The sequence below is a fragment of the Thalassomonas sp. RHCl1 genome, assembly GCF_947387555.1.
Taxonomy (GTDB): Bacteria; Pseudomonadota; Gammaproteobacteria; order Enterobacterales; family Alteromonadaceae; genus Thalassomonas.
This window is the reverse complement of the sequence record NZ_CANDNZ010000003.1, coordinates 79,510-98,738: the sequence shown is the minus strand read 5'-3', so window position 1 is coordinate 98,738 and position 19,229 is coordinate 79,510. Positions and strand designations below refer to the sequence as shown.

At 44.9% G+C, this 19,229-nt stretch carries 10 protein-coding genes and 1 pseudogene; 6 read left to right on the top strand and 5 right to left on the bottom strand.

Annotation, left to right across the window (positions count from 1 at the left end):
* Window positions 1–464: 464 nt before the first annotated feature.
* From QL234_RS10880 to QL234_RS10865, 4 genes are read left to right on the top strand one after another with little or no spacing between them, the layout of a single operon-like run.
* Window positions 465–2,225 carry a tail fiber domain-containing protein gene (locus QL234_RS10880; protein WP_281557860.1) on the top strand — a complete coding sequence of 587 codons (1,761 nt, stop codon included), beginning with the start codon at window positions 465–467 and terminating at the stop codon, window positions 2,223–2,225.
* Window positions 2,225–4,015 carry a tail fiber domain-containing protein gene (locus QL234_RS10875; protein ID WP_281557859.1) on the top strand — a complete coding sequence of 597 codons (1,791 nt, stop codon included), beginning with the start codon at window positions 2,225–2,227 and terminating at the stop codon, window positions 4,013–4,015. Before QL234_RS10880 ends, QL234_RS10875 begins: the two co-directional genes overlap by 1 nt.
* 9 nt (window positions 4,016–4,024) lie before the next feature.
* Complete coding sequence (locus tag QL234_RS10870; protein ID WP_281557858.1) at window positions 4,025–5,800, top strand: tail fiber domain-containing protein; 1,776 nt, start codon at window positions 4,025–4,027, stop codon at window positions 5,798–5,800.
* Window positions 5,800–10,023 carry an immunoglobulin-like domain-containing protein gene (locus QL234_RS10865; RefSeq protein WP_281557857.1) on the top strand — a complete coding sequence of 1,408 codons (4,224 nt, stop codon included), beginning with the start codon at window positions 5,800–5,802 and terminating at the stop codon, window positions 10,021–10,023. Before QL234_RS10870 ends, QL234_RS10865 begins: the two co-directional genes overlap by 1 nt.
* Before the next feature lie 21 nt (window positions 10,024–10,044).
* Here the strand turns inward: QL234_RS10865 and QL234_RS10860 are convergent.
* The 3 genes and pseudogenes from QL234_RS10860 to QL234_RS10850 form a co-directional block, all read right to left on the bottom strand.
* Window positions 10,045–11,261, bottom strand: a pseudogene (locus tag QL234_RS10860) (IS256 family transposase).
* Between the two features lie 115 nt (window positions 11,262–11,376).
* Window positions 11,377–11,967: a PEP-CTERM sorting domain-containing protein gene (locus QL234_RS10855; RefSeq protein WP_281557856.1), complete on the bottom strand. Its 591-nt coding sequence runs from the start codon at window positions 11,965–11,967 to the stop codon at window positions 11,377–11,379.
* Between the two features lie 1,147 nt (window positions 11,968–13,114).
* On the bottom strand, window positions 13,115–13,327 hold the full coding sequence (locus QL234_RS10850) for a hypothetical protein (protein ID WP_281557855.1): 213 nt from the start codon (window positions 13,325–13,327) through the stop codon (window positions 13,115–13,117).
* Between the two features lie 29 nt (window positions 13,328–13,356).
* On the opposite strand from QL234_RS10850, the gene QL234_RS10845 reads away from it, so the two are divergent.
* Together QL234_RS10845 and QL234_RS10840 are read left to right on the top strand one after the other, a co-directional pair.
* On the top strand, window positions 13,357–14,286 hold the full coding sequence (locus QL234_RS10845) for a hypothetical protein (protein ID WP_281557854.1): 930 nt from the start codon (window positions 13,357–13,359) through the stop codon (window positions 14,284–14,286).
* 366 nt (window positions 14,287–14,652) lie between these two features.
* The gene (locus QL234_RS10840) at window positions 14,653–14,937 is read left to right on the top strand and encodes a SymE family type I addiction module toxin (protein ID WP_281557853.1); all 285 of its coding nucleotides are present in this window, start codon (window positions 14,653–14,655) and stop codon (window positions 14,935–14,937) included.
* A gap of 594 nt (window positions 14,938–15,531) precedes the next feature.
* Here the strand turns inward: QL234_RS10840 and QL234_RS10835 are convergent.
* The gene (locus QL234_RS10835; RefSeq protein WP_281557852.1) at window positions 15,532–16,458 is read right to left on the bottom strand and encodes a glycerophosphodiester phosphodiesterase family protein; all 927 of its coding nucleotides are present in this window, start codon (window positions 16,456–16,458) and stop codon (window positions 15,532–15,534) included.
* Window positions 16,459–16,676: 218 nt separating this feature from the next.
* Complete coding sequence (locus tag QL234_RS10830; protein WP_281557851.1) at window positions 16,677–19,040, bottom strand: TonB-dependent receptor; 2,364 nt, start codon at window positions 19,038–19,040, stop codon at window positions 16,677–16,679.
* Between the last annotated feature and the right edge of the window lie 189 nt (window positions 19,041–19,229).

Genomic DNA, 19,229 nt, shown 5'->3' with positions numbered 1-19,229 from the left:
ACGGTTTTTATTGGCGCTTAGGTGATGCGCCCGATAAAAGCCGTGAGCCGCTCCCTAGGTGTTTACAAATAAATCATCTTCACATCCTACATGTGCAAATACATTTTAGAATAACAGGCTTAATTAACTCTTAAGAACGCCGGGAAACATCCGTTTAACCGCGATTTAAAAAGCCCTATGAATAATCTTTGTACCCCCTGCTAAAACTTATAATTACTACCGTTAAGCATAATTCTATAAGCTTGTTAACAAACTGAGAGGTTTAATTGTTAGGACGCGAAAGTAAGCGCAGTTAAAAGATCTTTGCCGCTAAAATCAGTCACAACCCTGTTCAGCAAATGTGGTACTCGTTGGAAAAAACCTCTGCACCTTCTTTTAGTCAATAACGGTTTCAATGCTTGCTATTGCAAGCATACGACCTGTTTTTAATTTTGACGCACACATCTATGTTAAGAGGTTTTTGCGTGAACATCAGATTTAACTTAATCAACAATATACCCGTTAAATTAACAAGAAGAATGATCAAATGCTTAGTCGGCGTTTCACTGGCGATGACATTTACTTCTGGTCAATCCGTTTTAGCATTTGACAATACCCTCTATGGAACTGACGCAGGTGCTTCAATAACCACAGGTGAAAGTAATACGCTGATTGGAGCCAGCGCGGGGAAATCCATTACTTATAGCGACTACAACACCTTTATTGGTGACCAGGCAGGAATGACTAATCTTGCCGGCAAAGATAATATTTTTTTCGGATATCAGTCTGGGCAAGTTAATTACAATTGCAGTGACAACACTTTCGTTGGCTATCAAACAGGATTAGTCAATTGTCCGAGTGGTAGCGGCAATGACAATAGCTTTTTGGGTTATCAGTCTGGTTACAGTAATACTACCGGAAGTGACAATACTTTTTTCGGTTATAAAGCCGGCTATGGCAATACAACGGGCTCTAATAACGTAAGTTTTGGCTATCAAGCCGGAGAAGGCCTCACCGTGTCCGATGAAAATACAGCGGTTGGTCGAGGTACGCTAAGTGCTGAAACACAGACAGGTTACGGTAACTCTGTATTAGGCCACTGGTCTGGCGGCAGTATTACCAGCGGCGTTCATAACACTTTAATCGGCCATGACATAAACCAGGTGAGTGAAGGCAACTTCAATACCTTAATTGGTTTTGAAAGCGGCGAATTTAATGAGCATGTTGATTACAACACATTTGTTGGTGCGCAAGCGGGCTGGAATAGCAATCGCAATATTAATAACGACAATGCCAGCCGAAATACTTTTTTTGGTGCCAGTGCAGGAGAAGATAACAGGAGCGGGGCGGACAACCTGGTTATTGGTACCGGCGCCAACATTATGAATACAGGTCTCGATCGTGGAGTAATAGTTGGTGCTCTTAGCAAAGCATATGCAGATGAAACCGTCCTGGTTGGTGCTGATCTCTACGCCGACGGAAAAGGCGCTATTGTATTGGGCGCAGGCGGAAGTGGCAGGTATACCGATGCCATCAGTATCGGAAATAATAATTATAGTCGGGCGGCCAATGCTCTACAGCTTGGTGATTCCAGCACGCTAAGCTGGGATGCCGCAAGTGATGTGACTGTTGATTTAGGCGATGTCAATTATCGTTTTAGCGACCTCTTCAGTAGCGCGGTTACCCTAGTTGCCGGTTCGGGCAATGCATCCTCCTGGAATTTTAGTGCCGACGCAGGAGAAGACTATGGTGACAGTTGGCAGTTGCTCGCTGCCGATGGTGGTACTTTCACTATTGCCAATAATATCAGTGGCAGCCAGGTGGAAAAATTAAGTATCAATAGCGGAGGCGATTTAAGCCTTGGCGGCGTGCTCTATCTTAACTCTGATAAACGTTTAAAAAACCACATACTTCCCATTGCTCATGCACTGGCCGATACTTCCCAGGTGCGATCCGTGCTTTATCGGCTACGCGAAGAAAATAATGCCAAGGCCAAACATTTGGGATTAATTGCGCAACAAGTTGAGTCTGTTTTTCCTATGTTAGTGAATACCGACAGTAATGACCGTAAATCGGTTAACTATATCGGCCTGACGCCTGTATTGGTTGAGTCAGTGAAGGAGTTAAATGAAGCCAACCAGTCGCGCCGCCAACGACTGGCACTACTTAAAGCGCGGAAGGCGCGCATCCAAAAATTATTAGTTTCAACGACAACCTCAAGCGCGTCGCAAAAGGGGGATTCATAATGATTTTCCTTAATGGCAAAAAAGACATGACTAAAACTTTAGCGATATCCTTGATCTTGCTACTGTCAAACAATCTCCAGAAAGTACGGGCAGAAAATGTCACTTACGGCACAAATGCGGGTGCCTCTTTGTCTACCGGAGATGAAAATGTGCTGCTCGGAGACAGTGCCGGTGCAGCGATGACATCAACGGATAAAAGTGTTGCCCTTGGTGCAGGTGCCGGTCAAGCAATTGAGAATAGAGACTATTTAGTTATTGCTGGCTATCAAGCTGGCTCTCAGGACACCTATTTTTACAATAGTGTATTCATGGGAACCAGAGCTGGTTTTAGTTTTTCCAGTGGTTATGCTGCTTTATTAGGCTATGAAGCCGGTTATGGTCTCAGTGACAGTGGCAGGCAGGCGATTGCCGGAAGTGGTGCAGGATTTTCCGGCGGTGATTCGAGTGATGATAACGCCTATCTGGGTTATCAGGCAGCCTATAATCTTGCTGGTGAGGATAATATCGCTGTCGGTAGCGGAGCCTTATATGGTAATACTACCGGTGTTGCACCAGCAGCGAGTGTGGCATTAGGATATCGGGCCGCATACGGAATTGGTAAAAATGCCGGCAATGTCGCCATAGGAGAAGGGGCTGGCTATAACCTTGGCAATGGCGGCTACAACACGCTAATCGGTGCGCGTGCAGGTGAAAATGTTCAAGACAATAATAATGAGACCTATGACTATAAAGCCAGCACCATGGTCGGCTCACTGGCTGGGCTAGAGACTCAAAATGGTGCCGAGGCGAATAGTTTTCTAGGGGTTGCTGCCGGTTCGGCCAATCAGACCGGTGATTACAATGTCGTCATTGGCGCTTTCGCCGATTTTGCCGATTGGAGCAGTTATAGCGACAGTCAAAAAGAAACAATCTTTACCTCAGATTTCGGCACGCCCACGGGGTTAACCGCGCTGGATACTGATGCGAGATGGGGGACTTTAGTTGGCGCCTATGGAATGCTATCCGGTGATGTCGCAACAGCGATTGGTTATAGTGCTTCTGCGACTGCCGAACGTGCTTTGGCATTAGGGTCAGGAGCCAGCGCCAGTCATAGCCAGTCTATCGCAATCGGATACGGAGCAAGCAGTCATGGCGACTATATCGCTGTGCTTGGCAATACCAGTACTACAGCATGGCATCCTCATGCAGACGGCGTGACAGCATTGGGGAATAGCAGTTACCGTTTCAGCAACCTGTACAGTCAGGCTGTAAACGTTGTCGCAGATAGTGACAGTAGTGCGCTCGTGACAATCGCCGCAGATGCTGCGGCAGACGCAGGCGACTCCTGGCAATTAAGCGCTGCAGACAACGGTGACTTTTCTTTAAGTAATGATATTAGCGGCAGCCAATCAACCTTGTTTAGTTTAAATAATGGCGGTGACCTGACAGTCACCGGCGATGTTAATGTGCTTTCCGATGCCAATTTCAAAAAAGACATTTCCCCAATTGATAATGCCCTGATTTTAGTCAACCAGTTATACCCGGTGAGTTATTACTGGCGCCCGCAAGCATTTCGCGATGACCGTCAGCATTTAGGACTCATCGCTCAAGAAGTCGAAATGTTATTGCCTGAAGTGGTGAAGACCAATACCGACGGATATAAGTCGGTCAATTATGCAGCACTTTTACCTTTACTGGCACAAGCCGGTGGTGAATTAAACAACAAACAAGACGTACAACAACACCAGTTAGATTCGCTCGAAGCGCGACTGGATGCCATTGAGGCGGCGCTTGTCAGCAAGCGAAATTAAGGGGGAAGCATGAATTTCAATAAAACATACTGGCTTGCTGCCGGTTTAATCGGCTTATCGCTTAATGTCGCTGCGGATAATACTGAGCTTAATGCTAATGCCGGCATTACGACAGGAGATAATAACACGTTAATTGGTGTTGATGCCGGTCGTAATACCACCACTCAAAATGGTAATACGCTTATTGGCAATCAAGCGGGTTATAACAACCAGGCCGATGAAAATCTATTTGTTGGTTACCAAAGCGGTTATAACAATACCACCGGCGCACATAATAGTTTTGTTGGCACTCAAGCGGGTTACAGCAATGTCACCGGTGAAGACAATACCTTTTTAGGTACAAAGTCCGGATACGAAAATACCACGGGTTCGCGTAATACTTTTATCGGTGAAGAAGCCGGCCTTGATAATACCAGTGGTTATGACAATACATTTTTGGGCGAAGATACAGGTTCTAATCATTTATCAGGTTATCGTAATACTGCCGTAGGTGCCTCCGCTTTTTATGGCTCCGGGAGCGCCAGTAATGATGGTTGGGGTAATACCATGTTCGGCAGTAAGGCAGGGTACGGGCTTGGAAGTGGTATTCGTAATACTTTTATCGGTAAGGAGGCAGGATACGATGCCGATCAAAGTCATTTCAATACTATGGTCGGTACGCGAGCCGGTGAAAACACAGAACATGGAGACTACAATACCTTCGTGGGTATGCTTGCGGGACGTGATAATAACCGTAACAGCGAAACAGACAATGCGAACCGAAATACCTACTTGGGTGTTGGGGCGGGTTCGGTAAATTGGACCGGCTCAGATAATGTTGTATTGGGTGCCTTTGCTGATTTTGCAAGCTGGGATGACAGTTCAGAAGATATAGAAACAGGGTTTTTAGGAGATAGAGGCGATAGTACCGGCATGCCCAACATTGCCCAACTTGGTCAAGGAAGCAGTTACGATCTAAGCCGAATTACAATAATAGGTGCATCTGCAGTAGGAAGCGCGAGCGACGTAGTTGTCATAGGTTACGGCGCTGAAGCTAGCGTCAATGCCACTGGCGGCTCGATTGCTGTGGGCACTAACACCTATGTTAATCATAGCAATGCGGTTGTTATCGGTGATAATGCGGCTAGCCATGCCGACAATACAGTTGTTTTCGGTAATGATAATACTACGAGTTGGGAGCCCTATGTCGATGGTCAAACTGCCCTCGGTAGCAGCAATTACCGTTTTGCCGATACCTCAGTAAAAACGGTTAATACCATAGGCGATACGGATAGCGCAGCTACCTGGACATTGACGGCAGATAACGGGGAAGACGATGGCGACAGCTGGCAAATTAGCGCAGCAGATAACGGCGATCTGACCTTCAGTAACGATGCCACTGCCAGTTATGTCGCAGCACTAAGCTTAGCGAATAATGGTGACCTAAGCATAAGCGGCGACCTGAGTTTAGCTTCCGACGGTCGTTTAAAAGCAGGAATCACGCCTATTGAAAACGGCTTGCAATTAGTTTCTTTGTTGCAAGGTGTAAGTTATAGATGGAAAGATGAACTTCATCGCGACAATCGTACGCATTTGGGGTTTATCGCGCAAGAAGTCGAAGCAGTGCTGCCTGAATTGGTGAGTGAAAATAGTCAAGGGATCAAGTCAGTCAACTATGTAGAAGTAACGCCTTTGTTAATTAAGGCGCTACAACAATTGGATGCTGAACGTATCGCCGTCGATGCTGAAATCGCGCAACTGGAAGCAGAAATTGAACTTCTGGCAAAGCAGGCGGGGCTTGAATAATGAAAAATTATGGTCTTAGCTTACCAATAAGCAAGCTGCTGATTGGTAAGCTCTTTATCGCTTTTTTAATGGCTGGAAATGCCGCATTGGCCGGCGAGCTTAATATTGCAGACGGCGGAAAATTAACAGGCAGCGGAACCGTTAGCGGCGGAATCGTAAATCTGCAATCGGGCGGCGTAATTGCTCCGGGAAATAGCCCGGGCTGTATGCTGGCTGGTGATTTGTCGTTAAACAGCGGCGGCTCATTGGATATCGAAATAGAAGGGACGAGCGTATGTACCGAATACGACCAGCTTGATATTACCGGCAGTGTTAGTCTTGGCTCAGCAGCACTGACTATTGATGCTGGTAACTACAGCCCGAATATCGGTGATACTTTTACCCTTATCAATAATGACGGTGCTGACACTATTAGCGGTACTTTTGATAGTTTACCGGAAGGCGTTGAAATTGACCAAAGCAGTTACGTTTTTTCTATCAGTTATCAGGGGGGAGATGGAAATGACGTTACCCTGGCGACCCTTTTTAAGCAATCTATCGATTTCAGTGTTATTGCTGATCAAGAATACGGTGATTCGCTGACGCTTTCAGCCACTGCCAGTTCTGGTTTGGCTGTTTCTTATTCGTCAAATACCCATTCGATCTGTACTGTAAACGGCAGTACGGTTTCTCTGATCAATGTTGGCACTTGTTCTATCCTTGCATCGCAATCGGGGGATGCCAACTACCTGGAAGCTGATGATCTAACCCAAAGCTTTACCGTTAATAAAGCCAGTCAAACCATTACTTTTGCAGCACTGGCCGACAAAAATTCAGGTGATGTTGATTTTGATTTAGCTGCTTCTAGCAGTTCGGGGTTAACCGTCAGTTTTGTATCGAGTACGTCGTCTGTATGTAGTGTTTCTGGCACAAGGGTTAGCCTGTCAGATGTAGGTACTTGCAGCATCACGGCTTCACAAAGTGGTGATACTCATTATTCTGCTGCCGCCGATGTCAGCAGAAGTTTTAGTGTTCTTGATGCCACTGCACCAGTGATCGTATTAAATGGTGATGGGGCTATCACCATTGCACAAGGAAGTAGTTATTCCGATGCCGGTGCAAGTGCTTCGGATAATGTCGATGGGGATATTTCAAGTTCAATTGTGAGCATTGAGTCCGTTGATACCAGTAAGGTCGGTAGTTATACCGTGACTTTTAATGTGACCGATACCGCGGGCAATGCGGCGGTTGAAGTGACCCGAACTGTGACGGTGACCGATCAAACCGTGCCGGTAATTTCATTGATTGGTGATAGCAGTATCACCATTGCCCAAGACTCGACTTACTCAGATGCAGGTGCATCTGCCAGTGACAATAATGATGGCGATATTTCGGCGAATATAGTTATGAGCGGTTCGGTCAATACCAATAGTATCGGCACTTATACCCTAAGTTATGATGTAAGCGATGCCGCAAATAATGCAGCGATTACCGTTAACCGCACGGTTGAGGTGACAGGTACCGATACCGATGGCGATGGCATAGGTGATAATGCCGATACCGATGACGATAACGATGGTGTTGATGATAGTGACGACGCATTTCCGCTAGATGCTTCAGAGGACACTGATACCGACGGTGATGGCATTGGAGATAATGCCGATAGCGATGATGATAACGACGGTGTCGATGACTTAAACGATGCTTTTCCAAATGATCCATCAGAAACCACGGATACTGATGGCGATGGTGTTGGTAATAATGCCGATACCGATGATGATGGTGATGGCATTTTAGATGAAGATGACAATGAGCCGTTAATTGCTAATACCAATGATAACCAGGCCCCGGTTATTGCTGATATTGAAAATGTAGAGTTTGAAGCAACAGGTGTATTAACCCTTGTTAGCTTAATAGCGCCGGCGGTAAGTGATGATCGTGATACTTCACCCAGTATCAGTTCAAATATCACAGGAGGTTTATCACTTGGCGAGCATGTGGTTATTTGGACAGCGACCGATTTTGCAGGCAATCAGTCAACTCAAGAGCAGTTAGTCACTATTGTCGATACCACGCCACCTGAATTTGGCGAGTTGGCTAGATTAACAATAAATGCTCAAGGGCAAATCAGTGATATTTCAACAGAGGTAAATATTACCGCCATTGATTTGGTTGATGGTGATATTAGCCCGGTTATTTCAGGGGAAACTAAGTTTGTTTCGGGGCGTCATAGCGTTGAATTATCAGCTGTCGATAATGCTGGAAATAGTGCCACGGCCTACTTAGCTGTTGATATATTACCTGAAGCCACTATTGCACCTGTAGTGAATATTGCTGTTGGCGGCAGTAATCGCCTTGATGCTTACTTAAGCGGTCAAGCGCCGAGTGGCCCTGTTAAGGTGGACTATCAAGTATCAGTAAATGATATTGTCATCGAGCAATCGACGGTATCAATCAATACCGGATTAACTGGTGGGTTTTTAGTGAATCTGCCTGCAGATGTCAGCGCCAATGATAACGTGGTCGTTGAACTGATAACGGCAAGTAACGCTTTTATTGGCCGCAATAATCAAGCGCAAGTTCATGTCGTTGAAAAGAACCTTGCACCTATGCTTGAAGTTAGCATGAGCCAACAAGGAGGGCAGGTAAGTGTGATTGATCCGAGTAAGGGATTAGTCACCGTAACGGCCAAAATTGAAGATGTAAATGCACAAGATACTCATGATATAAACTGGTCATCATCTGAGCCATTATTAATCGATGCGAGTAACAGTCTAACTTATGCGTTTGAGCCAGGTACTCTCGATCCCGGAAGTTATAACCTTGAAGTTACAGCGCGAGAAAATAATACTCAAGAGGCCTTATCAGTCACTCAAATAGTGCAAGTAGTGGTGGAAAATTTACCCGGGCTTTCTTCAGCACTTGATAGTGACCATGATGGCATTGTCGATGAAGAAGAAGGTTATGGTGACAGTGATGGAGACGGTATTGCTGATTATTTAGATAGTGATAGCAATATCAGCCGTTTACCTATTGGCAGTAATAGTTATTCAATAGAAACAACGCCAGGCTTAAAAATGTCTCTTGGCTCATCTATCAGAGCACTATTTGGCTCTGGTAGCCGGGAAGCTATTTTTACTCCTGATGATGTCATTGAGCTTGCTTTAACAAGAGGCTCAGATGCAAGCGATAATCATTTTGAAGCAATATCTCCGCTATACAACTTTATTATTGGTGATTTACTAATACATGGTGATTCAGTGGCGGTGATTATTCCTTTAGAGCAAGGTGCCTTGCTGCCCGAAGGCGCGGTATATCGTAAATACAACATGCGCGATGGCTGGTTTAACTTTGTCGAGGATACCCGTAATAGTGTTAGCTCAGCTTTAGCAGATGTAAATGGTAATTGCCCCGCGGCGTACGATGCAAGTTATACCTTAGGACTTAGTGTCGGCGATAACTGTATTCAGCTCATTATTGAAGATGGTGGTCCTAATGATGCAGACTTTATAGTAAATGGCTCAGTGGAAGACCCGGGTACGCTAGCTATAGGGCAACCAAATCAGGCGCCTGCCATAGATTTGGCTGAAAGCTATGATGTGGATGAAGAAACTGCCATCACTCTTGATGCTTCAAATACCATCGATGCCGAGGGGGATGTATTAAATTATTCATGGACTCAAACTTCTGGTACACCAGTTGAATTAACCGATACTGCCAGTGCAGTGCTAAGTTTTATCAGCCCGTCTGTGAGTAAAGATGAAGTGCTTTCCTTTGAGCTGAGTGTCGGTGATGGCAGAGAGACTAGCATTGCCAGTGTGGAAGTGACCGTTTATCAGGTTAATAAAGCGCCGGTTGTCACTATCAATAATCATGCCGCTAGCTATCAAGAAAAACAAACAATTACGCTGACAGCACAAGGAAGTGACCCTGATGGGGATATTATCAGTTATCAGTGGCAGCAGTTATCGGGATCTGCGGTTAGCATTGAAGATATTAACCTGGCACAAGCGATCATTACCTTACCGGAAGTGGCAAGTGATGAAGAGATTGAGCTTGCAGTGACGGTAACTGACGGGCAAACAAGTACGAGTATGACAACAAGCGTTACTGTTGTTAATGAAGCTGAAGTTATCCTGGTCACACCTGATAAAGACAGTCGTGGCGGTTCAATGGCTTGGTTATTAGCTCTGATGCTGGTCGTCAGCTATAGAAAATTTTCTGGCTTGCAGCAAGCTGCTTAATTCATATTTTTCAATTCGTTATTAAACATAATCTTTGAGCCGTTGTTCAAACTCAATCATAAAACGGCTCATTGCTCCTTTCTTGTTTTTAATCGGCATTGACCATTTCTTCGAGGCATCTTTTATTGCCAGGTAAATGACCTTTTTAGCAGCGTCGTCACTTGGAAATCGCTTTCGCTTTTTAATCGCTTTTCGGATAGCACTATTAAGTGACTCTATGGCATTGGTGGTGTAAATAGCCTTAGCTATATCTTCAGGGTAGCCAAACCAGGTATTGAGGTTATTCCAATGTACGCCAGGATTTGCTGATTCTGTGATATTTGCTATCCCAGTGCTCTGCGAACTGGTCAAGGGCTAGGAGGGCTTCATCCTCTGTTGCTGACTGATAGATGCGCTTTAAGTCAGTCGTAATGGCCTTATAATCTTTCCAGGGAACGAATTTCAATGAGTTACGCAGCAGATGCACAATGTACAGCTGAATCAGTATTTCCGGGAAGATGCGATTAATCGCATCGGGAAAGCCCTTGAGGCCACCTACACAGGCAATAAGGATGTCTTTGACATCTCGGTTTTGAAGCTCTGTAAGCACACTGAGCAGAACTTAGCATTTTCGTCTTCAGGCAGCCATATGCCCGGTAATTTCTTATGGTCTTTGAGGTTGATGCCTAGGGCAAGAAACACCGCTTTGTTTATCACTTGCTTATCCTGGCTGATTTTGCCCATGATGTAATCAAGGTAAACAATAGGGTAAACGGCATCCAGTGGCCGAGACTGCCACTTTATCACTTTGTCGATAACCGCGTCGGTAACCAGGGAATAAGCGCAGGCGATACGTCTGCACCATAGAGTTCATCGAGGGGAAGCAACAATCTTTCTTGTGGTCATTCCTTTAACTTACAGGTGTTAGCCTACAGATGTAAGATTTTGTCATCTATCGAGATGAAGCTGGATTGGTGTTTTTTGGCTAATTGAGGCGCAAAACTGCCGTCTCTGTCACGCGGTGTTTCCAGTTTAAATTAGGCATCTTCAGTTTTGATGATCTTGCTAAAGTGACCGTTACACCGATTGTTTGAACGAGATTTTTCATGTTTGGCATAACCGAGATGATTTTCCAATTCCGTATTGAGGGCGGCTTCGACGGTGATTTTGGCAGGCATCTGTCTGAAGTCGGTCAGATCTTGCCCGGATTTGATATTTTTTAATAGCCTACCCGACAAAGGCTTCAAGTTCTTTATTATTCATAATCTGCCTACCCTTAACTCTATAAAAAGTCGTCGTGATAGGCAGTTACATAAAATTTAAGCTAGTCTCGCTAACCTTTTACTTCTCAACTATACGATGTTTGATTGAGTGCTACTTTCTCGTTCGAGTTTGTCTCGCTACCCCGACAAGACCCAATAAAAATATTGCTAAAGCACCTGGCTCCGGTACTGGCAATGCTGCCTGAGCACTAAAAACACGTGTCGTGGCCGGCTCATGGGCAAGAACACCTTCACCTGGTGATAACATGGATAAACTCATTGCGCCACTGCCATCGTCAGTTTGTCCGAATTGCAAGCTATAGTTATTCTTTTGAAAACTAATCAACCTGTTATCGTCCGTTAAACCAACTAAAATATCGAATTGCCAAAGGTCGTTACCTAAGTCAGTAAAAGTAAAAAACTGTGCAAGTAATTCATCGTCGTAGCTTAAAACAAAGTCATCAATTAACTGGTAACCAAGATATGCTGTGTCATATGAAACCCAAAGAACATCTGACATTGAGACGCCAGTTTCGAGATCTGCTTCACTGTCAACGGCAATACTAAATTTATCACCAATTTGACCGTTTATATTTATTGGGCTAAATGAGTCAATTTCAAAGTCGAAGATAAGAGTTGCCGACGCTTGCGCTGAACAAATTGCCAACAAAAATGATATTGCCATACTGCGAATACTACACATTTTCTAAAATCCTTCGTTTTAATCTAATACAGTCTTGAATTCTTACTTAATTCAAATGGGGTTAAACAGCCCTTTCGTTTTGCAGTCAAGGTCTGTCAAAAAATCATGCTGCGGCGTATTCCGCTATACATTTTATCGTGTCGGTATTGTAGGTATTCGCAACCAAGTGCGGAAATGAAATTTTTTGGCCACCCTTCATAAAAACAGTCATACTCCATCGTCTGTTCAACCACTGATACACGGGTGAACAAGCAATTCAGAATGTAAAGTTGCCTGTTTAACTACCATAACAGGCCAACAATTCATAAATCATTTTCAATGAATACGCACAACTCACATCTATAAATCTTATTGTTATTTAATTACTTAAGACGACAACCAATAAGGCTCTTTTTAAATAGCTAGTGTTTTAGCCGGATACTTAGCTAACTGCATATTTGCTTTTTATCATTACCGCCATCAAAAGTTTGGTTTTGCTATAAGCATTTGGTTGCTTGTATGCGTACTGGCCGTGTTGGGGTTAAAGCACTGTGGTCAGGGGGGATTAGTCTGATGGAGTTAGTTGAGTCTTTGAAATTACTGAAAGAGTTAGATGATTTGTGTTCAAGAAACAGCCCATAGCAAGCTAAGTGAGAGGGAACAAGGGCAAAACAGACATCTTATCCCTGCTTTTAATTATGTAAATCTTTCTCTTCGCCGAAAAACTGTTTTTGTTAACCCGTCCGGGTAACAAAGTAGGGCGGAATATGACCCGCTTGCCCTCCTAAATAACATCAACACTTTAAAAGGCCCTTTGCGGAGCCGTTATTTCGCTTGCTATAACGGCTTAAACGATAATCCTGTCACCTGGCAACCTAATTGCTTTGCTAAATCACAAGAGAGCTGAGTTCACTGATAACAAAGTCATAAGGAATTACCAAGATGAGTGCCGGTAGATCAAGAAAAAGGCCTCTAAGTGGCAACTCATCGTCTTCGTTTGTCCCGTTACCAACCGCTTCCCATCCTCCACCGGCTAAGCGTCACCATAGAGCACAGCAGGGCACAGAGGAGGCTCCGGCTGTCGCTGTGGCCGTTATGCAAAGGGTTGCGCATCCGGTCACAGCTCCCCCTTTGCCTCAGTCACCCACTCAGACATCGTCACCTATGCTTAGTTCGCCACCACCGGCAAACACTGCGGCGGCAGCGGCTGCGGCGGTTTCTCACCCCAGAGCATATCAGGCATTACCGACTGCGGCACCAGCGCAGAAGTTATCACCGGCATTACGGCCTTCGCCACGAACTCTGGCAGCAAGGCCTGCCCGGGCAAGCACAGCAGCAACAGATCCACTTGGCCCACAATACGCTCGGCTACAAGAAACATATCCGCAATTAAGGCATACCAGTGCTCGTATGTATCAACGGCGCCAAACAAAAGATTATTTTGGCCGGGTCGGGCAGGAGTTTACGCCAATTTATAATGACGCATCCGAGGATATAGCCGGAGACAAAGGACCGCCTTTGGTGGTAAACCCGCACCAGGGCGAGGATGTGGCAACACCACCGCCTTCACCGAGCAGACATGAAACCGCGATGAGAACACATGTTCCTGATGAAGAATATAGGCCCGGGCAGGACTTGATGGTTAACCTGGGAGCTAAGATGAGAGGAAGAAGATCTAGTTATGATCAGTTCGACGAGGTTTTCGACGACCGTCATAGGACCAAACCATTAAATCAAGCAGACCGCAATGAAATAAGGGCGTATGCGGCATTGACCAATGACTACCTGCAAAGTCAGGGAGCACCAGTTACTCCGTCAAGAATAGATAAAAATGTTGATCGGGTAGCAACAAATATGCAAAGCAGAAGCAGAACACGCGATAGCCATAAAGGGAAAAAAGCCAGCAAAAAAAAACCGGCAATTCCTAAAGGGCCTAAGGTCTTGCAAAAAAAAGTATTTGGCCATGTACCGGATAAACCATTAACCGCCCCGCGAAAAGCCGCCTCGCAAATGGGCGTATTACCTATGAGCAATAAGGCCAACTATATAACCGGGCGCGAATCCGGCCTGGGCGACTTCGTAAGGCATCAAAAGCCTGCGGCAAGGTTCTTGGTACGGGAACGAGATAACCAATATTATCAATACCACAGCCCAAGCTCTGCAGCTATGCTGCCTTCTGCGGCAACCGCTACATCGGCAGCGGTACCGGTGGCAGCAACGACAACTTCAGCCGCGGCATCAGTGGCAACGTCCGCCACCAGCAGCACAACATCAACAGCTCCCCTAACTGCTTTACCGGTACCTGTTGCGACACCAGCCCCGAAAAAAACTAAGAGCTAGCAGGAGCCGCCTTAATATAACCTGAACCCGATAATCTAAGCCGGCACTGTCCTTTTAACGGCTCTCGGCGTTAAAAGAGCGGCACTGATTTAATTAAAAACTGCCGTAAAGGGTTAAGCGCAAGAGAAAAAATTGACCTAAAAAAAGACCAGTCCACCATTGACTTCCCCGCAAATTGGTCTTTGCATTAAAAATGCTATCCAAGTCCAAACGGAAAGCAGTTATTGCAACACCTCCGGCAACGGACTGTTGCAATAGCAGGCGTTATTACGAAGCTAAAGCAAACGTAGTAACTTAAGTCGCAATCCCTGAGTGGTAGCACACCCAGAGATTGCTAACCACCACGAACTTCTGAAGGAGTACGTAATGGCTAAATATCATCATACGCCAGAGCCCGCCTCGGCAAAAGTAAAATATCCCATTTATCAGCAACTTACCGTACAGGAAACGGTTTGCACCACGGCGACGAAAACCCGCGGCATCGGCATTAACTATGTGCCCGTCAAGCTGGAGCCCTGTGTCGTGCTCAGGGGAAAATGGCTGCGCCTGGCCGGTTTCCCTGTAGGGCAAAAGCTCAGTATCGTTGTCAATCAGGCAGAGGTCGTTATCACACCCAAGCAACTGGAGCCAAAGGTGACGGCTAAAAACTAACCCCGGGCTTTATTGAAAGGCCATAAGCTAAGCTGCTGTATTTAAAGCCGGTACAGCAGCTTTATTATCATAGGTTCAGTCGGCTCAGGTCCGTGCAACATCCAAAGTCTCGGCAGGCATTTCCGGTCAATATCGAATTCACCATACGGGCGAAAACGGGCCATACAGGCGCACTAGGTTTGATTGATAAGCTGACACCTCTAAGATTAAGTCGATCATGTATTCTTGCAATAATCCGCTAATCCGCTAATCCGCTAATCCGCTAATCCGGGAAACAGGGCTTAACGCCATCAGTAAGCTGCATGTTCAGATCTCTGCCGCTGGCCAATGCTTTATCACATTTGCCAAGCAATACGGGACATACACAATTTGCACAGCTAAAAAGCTGATGACTATCAATCAGGTTTTAGCTGTCAAATTCATTGTGGGTTTTAAATCCGGCGCGGCAACTTTATCATTGAAGATCCGGTTATGGTGATATGGACCAACGTCTGTAAGCCTTATAAAGGCTACTATCATGAAATTATAACTACTGACATTGATGTTCAACGATTAAGCTATTTGAATTAACTGGCTTAGGTAAAAGCAACAAGTTTAACGTAAACCTTTAGCCACCAGGTAGTTCAACAAGGCTTCTGGCTCATCGGTCTGGAACATGCCGACACCAAGTTCCACCAGCCGCCCCCAGTGGGCGTCGGGATCTTTTATGGCTAACATATCAATATGTCCGGCGGCTTTTTCAGGGGTAGCTGATAAGGTATTCACCCATAATCTGGCTCCTATTTCAGCGATATCATCAGCCCCTTCTATAAGATAAGCTTCCATCTTGGCCTTAACTTCAAACGCCACCGGGTTATAGCTGATATATTGCGGCGCCAATATACCCAGCGGCCCATTGCCTTGGGTAATTTTAGGCATAAAGTGAATTTGGGGTAAAAAATTAAAAGCGCTTAGTTTGGCATTGCCCGCCGGTACTTCTATTTTGATAATTAACTGCTTTTCCATGCCTAATGATGAAGCCTCTTTTACCGCCGCCACAAAAACATCTTCTTTGGCATCAAGGTTAATCAGAATCTTGCCCTGGGTGCTGAGTAAAACCTCCTTAAATGTCGGAATACGTTGTTGAGTTAACATTCCCTGCTGACCATTACCCGTTTTTAGTTGTAGCTTTTTTAATTGCGCCAAGGTCAGCTCTGAAACTTTGCCGGTGCCATTGGTGGTTCGATCTACCGTACTGTCATGCATCAACACCAAAACGCCGTCTTGGCTTCTGCGCACATCAATTTCAATGATATCGATCCCTAAGGCGATACAGTCGTCGATAGATTTCAAAGAGTTTTCAGGTGCTTTTTGCCAACAGGCGCGATGCGCGACAATCATCACCCCGGCATCGGGGTTTTCCAGGCGGTTTATCAGACGTTCAATGTTCGAAGGGGGCAGGGCGCAAGAAGCCAAAAAAAGTAGCAGTAAGTTCACACCGGTTATGCGCAGTGACAAGTATGTGCCGACAATATCTTTCATGGGTAAAGCACACCTATAGTGATCTGAAATACAGCTGTTATTGCTATTGTTGTTCCTGGAGTTGAAGTGGACCCCAAGCGGTAAACGGCTTATGCTTATATCATTTTAAACCTTTGCTAACTAAAGGCAGTGCCTTACCGAGCTATAGGTAAGTGGATGGCAGTTGTCTGGTATGCCGTTACTTAGTCAATTGGCTCTATTTAGAATATGACCCGAAATTAAAAACGCATACTGAGTGTCACCATAAAGTTCCGTCTTGTCTGTGGGATAAGGGAATTTGCCCAACCTTGCGAACGATGCTCAAAATCGTCACCGCTAGCCGCCGCTTCTGCGCCGGAGTGGTAATATCTTTCATCAAATAAGTTTTTAACTTTTAGCCCAATTTGAAAAGGCTCGAACCGATAGCTGATATTTGCATCGACGGTTAAGTATTCATCATTTTTTCTACCTTTTGCACGTAGCGCGTTTCTTAAATAAAGTCGCTTACTTGCTACCCAATTGGCTTTAACATTGACATTAAACGATTCTGCTATTGGGACGTTGATACTTGCATTGATTTTGTGAGGCGAAATATCTCCAAGATCTATATTCATATCACTACAGGGATCGTATGACAGCGTGTTGCTTGCAGCGATTTCATGACAATTTTCGATCCCCTGACCTACCCACAAATCCAGCTCATGGTCGTAGCTAACACTGCTTTTCGATTTAGTATAGGTATAGTACAGGTGTCCGGTAATATTACTTGCTCCTTCAATAAAGTTATCGAACTGAAATTTACCGCGATATTCCAGACCTATGGTACTGCGTTTCCCTGCATTTTCTGCTTCTTCTTTTATTACATTGTCATATCTTGCGGTGAATAGTGACAAGTCATGCAGCCAATTGTCTTGCTGGTACATATAGATAAGTTCAAGGTTTTTCGCTTCTTCGGGTTTGAGGTTAGGGTTTGCAGCTCGGCCGCTCCATCCTCCCCAAAGCTGAATCGGTGCCGGCTCCTGAAATGCAGTGCCATACAACAGCTTTATGGTTGATTTGTCTGAAAGATAATAAATAGCAGAAGCTCTAGGATTAACTGTACTGCCATACAAGCTATTTCTGTCGTATCTAATACCCGCATTTACTCGCCAATCGTCTATGCTCCAAATAGCCTGCAAATATGCCCCTCTATCCGTTAAATTTGCCAAGTTTTCGTCTGGCATCTTACTTAATGTATCAGGCTGAATATTTATTGTGCTATCGGTGTTGAGTGCAACACCATCTCCAGCAGTTTCAGGCGTATCGGACGAGCAAAAAGTTTCGGCATAATAACCGCATGCATCATAAGCTTTGGTGAGTTCTTTATCTTCTAATTTGATCCCTCCGCTGATTATTAATGTGTCGCTATAGCCGAATTCGTAATCTTGTTTAAATAGCCAGCTTTTATTATGTGTTCTCCAATCTGAAATAGTCAGATATGAGACTACATCCGGGCCAGACAAAGCATTTGAGCCAGGAAAAGCTTCTACCCAGTAGCCGCCATTGCCACTGGTTCTGCTGAGCACAAGGGTATTAATTTGAAGTTGTTCGTTAAAGTCTACTGTATGCCGCAAGTAATATTGTTCAGAGTTTCGATACCATTCAGCACCGGGTTGCGCTCTGTCATGAGGATATTGCGGACCCCAACCATGACGCATATCCCAGGTAATAACACCCAGTGTAAAATCCTTAAAACTTACATCGGCGAGAATACCCCATTCTCTCTGCGGATCGTGGTAGCTACCAAAGTCGTTGTTATTAGAGCTATGGGGACAACCATCCGCCGAGCAATTATTAGCAAGCGCTGTGTCATATATTACCGGCCCCCAAATATCTCTGTTGCTCAATAGATCGTTACTGACAAATCCCCAAGGTGATAGATCATCTATGCCAGCTTCATCACTTAAGTAATATTTAGCAGAAAGGTTATAGGTAAAGTGGTCACTATTGCCGCCAGCGGTTAAATCGACACTTTGGGTATCGTAACTTCCTGTTTGAATATTCACTTTGAAAAAATCATCATTCTGGTGCGTATCTTTGGCATCGAGTGTGATTAAATTGATGATTCCTAAAAAAGCATTAGGTCCATACACTGCCCCTACCGGGCCATATAAAACTTCGATCCTGTCTATGTTTGATAAAGGGTAATTTTTTGAGAGTGTTGCCTCGTGGTACCATAAATGATTATCTACTATGCCGTTAACTAGCATCAGGGTTCGTTGAGTTAATGGCGTGCGATACCCGCGTTGATACGTTATGACGCCACCATTACCATTAGTCACTGTGCTATCGAACCCTGGTAAGTCCAAAATTATTTCGTCAAGACTGGTGTAACCACGTTGTTTTATATTGGCTGAGGTAATGATAACCATGGCGGCTGGGGCATCACGCAGAGTTTCTTCAATACCAGATGCTGATGATACCGTTAAATTGAGTAAGTCTTCTAAGCTGATATTTTGCAGTTTGTAGGGTTCATCGTTTTGTGCATGACTACCTGAATGAACCAATATTGTGCCGGACAATAGCAGAGCTGTTAGATTTTGTTTGTGATGTTTAGGGGTCATACGTTCCCTTTAAATCGACAACGCGCAGTGCAATAACTATTTGCCACACTATCTAAATTTTGACATCTAATAGTTAGTAAAGCACTTGCTCTATTCTTTGAGACTAGGATAGATCGCCTGTATGTCAAGAGTGTCAGAGGGGGCAGGTGTAACAGCTTTGTTCTCGCTTAAAAGAACCTATAAGGTCAG